General features: G+C 40.0%; 2 protein-coding genes. Both read right to left on the bottom strand.

The features are described from left to right. Positions 1 to 1,420: family 43 glycosylhydrolase (locus tag ACY65O_RS14490; protein ID WP_462221573.1), on the bottom strand; the 1,420-nt coding region annotated here is incomplete at its 3' end. Between the two features lie 266 nt (positions 1,421 to 1,686). Next, complete coding sequence (locus tag ACY65O_RS14485) at positions 1,687 to 3,210, bottom strand: GMC oxidoreductase (RefSeq protein ID WP_462221572.1); 1,524 nt, start codon at positions 3,208 to 3,210, stop codon at positions 1,687 to 1,689. Between the last annotated feature and the right edge of the window lie 114 nt (positions 3,211 to 3,324).

Here is a 3,324-nt window from a genome sequence, read left to right as displayed (position 1 = left end):
TTTGCAATTCTACATATTCATGCGGCACATCAGTTTTGTTATTGCTTTTATCAACTAATAAAGTCCATTTTTTTCCATCAACAGAATAATACATTTTATATTGATGGTAAATACTAGTTTGCTTACCCAAAAATTCTGCATCCTGATCGGCATAATTTATTTGCACGGCATGTACAGTTGATAGATTACCTAAATCAGTTTGTATCCATTCGCCTTTATTACCGCTGGTGGCACTCCAGTATGTTTTGGTTAATTCATCAACTGCGTTGTTGGCAAGATAACCGCCGAGAGTTGAAGAAACTTGAACGGGTTTATTGTAGTTTAAAAGCATCCAGCCAGTGAAGTATGGTGATTTACCATTTATACTATAACCATATGAAGAAATATTTGCCCCGGGAATATAATGCGGATGATCACCGAAACTGGTATTGCAATACATCACATCATCTTTATCAAACCCTGCCGGCCAAATTCCTATTCGTCTTTCAAAAGTATTTTTTACAGATATAACGGTAGTGGAAACATGCCAGTAATTTTTAAAATTATCCTGAAATGTTGCGCCATGCCCGGCTCCTCTTACATAACCACCTACTTTAATACTCAATGGATCGCTTTGATCAACAAACCAACCTGTTGGTGAACCCATCGGATTATCCGCTACTGCCACTCCATCGGCATAACCACTGAACTCTGTGCCCGGTGCACCATATTGCAAATAATATTTTCCGTTGTGTTTTGTAATCCATGCGCCTTCCATAAACGGATCGAGAAATGTATTATCCATGTGTTCGCCAAAACGCTGCCAGCCATAACGCCACTGTTTCAGCATATGCATTTCTTTTCTTGTACCAATGGGCTGAAAAGTTTTTCGGTTTAATTCTATACCATACAAAGGATACGTATTGCTGCTGCCATTATACATATATAGTCTTCCATCATCATCAGCAAAAAATGCAGGATCCCATCCGCCGATTTCAAAACTATCTACCAATGGTTTCCATTCGTTGGCTTTGGGGTTGGTGCTCATCCATATGGTGAATTTACTGGTGTAGGTGCTGCCAAATACAACCATGGTATCACCAATAATTCCAACTGCAGGTGCACAAAGCTCATCATACACACCTTCGTTCCAGGGGCGTAAAAATTTTTTGCTGATAAATTTCCAGTTCAGCATATCGCTGCTCCACCAATAGCCCCATTGATTGGTGCTGAATAAATAATAATCGCCTTTATAATTTACAATCACCGGGTCGGCGGTGGCACGGTGCTTTCCCCACTCGGTAAAATTTGGGATGGGTGTGTAGCCATAATCTATGTTGATGGGGTTGCAGTAAGTCCTCACCCCCAACCCCTCTCCACTTCGTGTAGAGGGGAGTTGCGCATTCGCAATTGATTGATTGAATAGAAGGCCAATGCTCAATAGAATTGCTGCGGCACCCCGAAATAATCGGGATGCTAAATATAGCTTTGCTGAATAAAGGTATTCCGCACAAGAGTGATTCTGTTTTTTCCTTTCACTGAAAGAAAGAAAACAGAACAAATCAAAGATTGCAACGATGATGCCATGAAAAACAAATGCCGGGTTCCAAAAAAAAATCTTCATCTTTAGTTTCATAATATTTTATTTAATCGAAAATATTTTTACTCCACCGCCGTCAGGGTTTTTCAATTGCTGACGGGGTTGTTTTACAAATTCCCTTTTTTCATTGCTTCCACAGCATGCGCCACAGCCCTTGCGGTAAAAGCCATGTACAAAATAGACGGACTCTGGCTGCCGGTACTCGTCATGCAGGCGCCATCGGTTACAAAAACATTTTTGCAATGATGCAGCTGATTAAATTCATTAAGCATAGATGTGTTGGGATTGCTCCCCATTCGTACGCCGCCCATTTCATGAATGTCAAGGCCGGGTGCCTGCTTGCTGTCATGTGTGTTTACTTCTTTTATCCCGGCTGCTTCCATCATGGCTTTGCCCTGTTCTAAAAAGTCTTTTACCATCTTATCATCGTTATCATCATAACCAACAGATGTAATTAAAAGCGGAATTCCCCATTGATCTTTTTCTGTTGTACTCAACCGCACATGATTACTTTCTTTTGCAATCGTTTCTCCCTGCATGTACATATATACACTCCATGCACCGGGTTCGCTCATGGCTTCTTTATATTCTGCTCCTAAAAGTGGTTCAATATTTCTGTCACTCAATCTTTCCCTGCTGGCGCCGGAATAAACAACATAGCCGCCAAAAAAATCAGTATCTCTTTTTTCTACATTGCTGTAATTGGCAATGATACATTCTGCAGGTTTAGCAACTTTGTAATATTTATCTAAGTAACCATCCATAAATCCCCACATGCTGCCACGGTAATTATGAAAGCAAATATATTTTCCCAATACGCCACTATCATTTCCTAATCCGTTGGGAAAACGTTTTGATGTGGAGTTCAATAAAATTAAATTGCTATTTAATGATGATGCATTTACAAAAATAATTCTTGCATAATAATTAATTTCTTCTTTGGTGTTGGCATCAATAACTTTTACACCGACGGCTTTTTGTTTTTGCTCATCGTAAATAATAGAATGCACAACAGAGTGTGGCCGCACTGTTAAGTTACCGGTTTTTTTTGCCCACGGCAATGTGCTGCTTACCGAACTAAAATAACCACCCAGCGGACAACCTCTCATACATAAATTTCTGTTGAGGCATTGTGTGCGGCCCTGATCTATATGAATTTGTTTAGGCTCTGTAATATGTGCCCACCTCCCCGAAACATAATAACGGTTAAATTTTTCTTTGATCACTTTTTGTAAATGCTGTTCTACCACATTCAATTCATAAGCCGGTAAAAATTCGCCGTCCGGCATAGAAGGGATACCATCTGCATTGCCACACACACCAATAAATTTTTCTACATGGCTGTACCAATCTTTTATATCGTTGTATTCTATTGGAAAAGATTCACCATAACCAAAACGTTTAGGCGAAGTAAAATCATATTCACTCCACCTTGCACATGCACGGCCCCAAGTTAATGATTTGCCACCCACCTGGTAACCTCTTATCCAGTCGAAAGGTTTTTCCTGCACATAAGGATGCTCCGCATCTTTTACAAAAAAATGTTGGGTGGTTTCATCATAACCGGAAGCTTTGCTGATGAGCGGATTATTTTTTTTAGTATCGAATGTTATATCTCCGCGATGCGGCAATTCCCTCCGGGATAGATTGGCGGTGGGGTAATATTTGTTGTGTTCAATATTTCTGCCCCGTTCTTATACTTATGTATTCAATCCTTTTTCACATTATTCTTTTGCAGCCCAGCC

Origin of the sequence: Ferruginibacter sp. (assembly GCF_031430955.1) — a bacterium.
In the GTDB taxonomy this organism is placed as follows: domain Bacteria; phylum Bacteroidota; class Bacteroidia; order Chitinophagales; family Chitinophagaceae; genus Ferruginibacter.
This window is presented reverse-complemented; position numbering and strand designations above follow the sequence as displayed.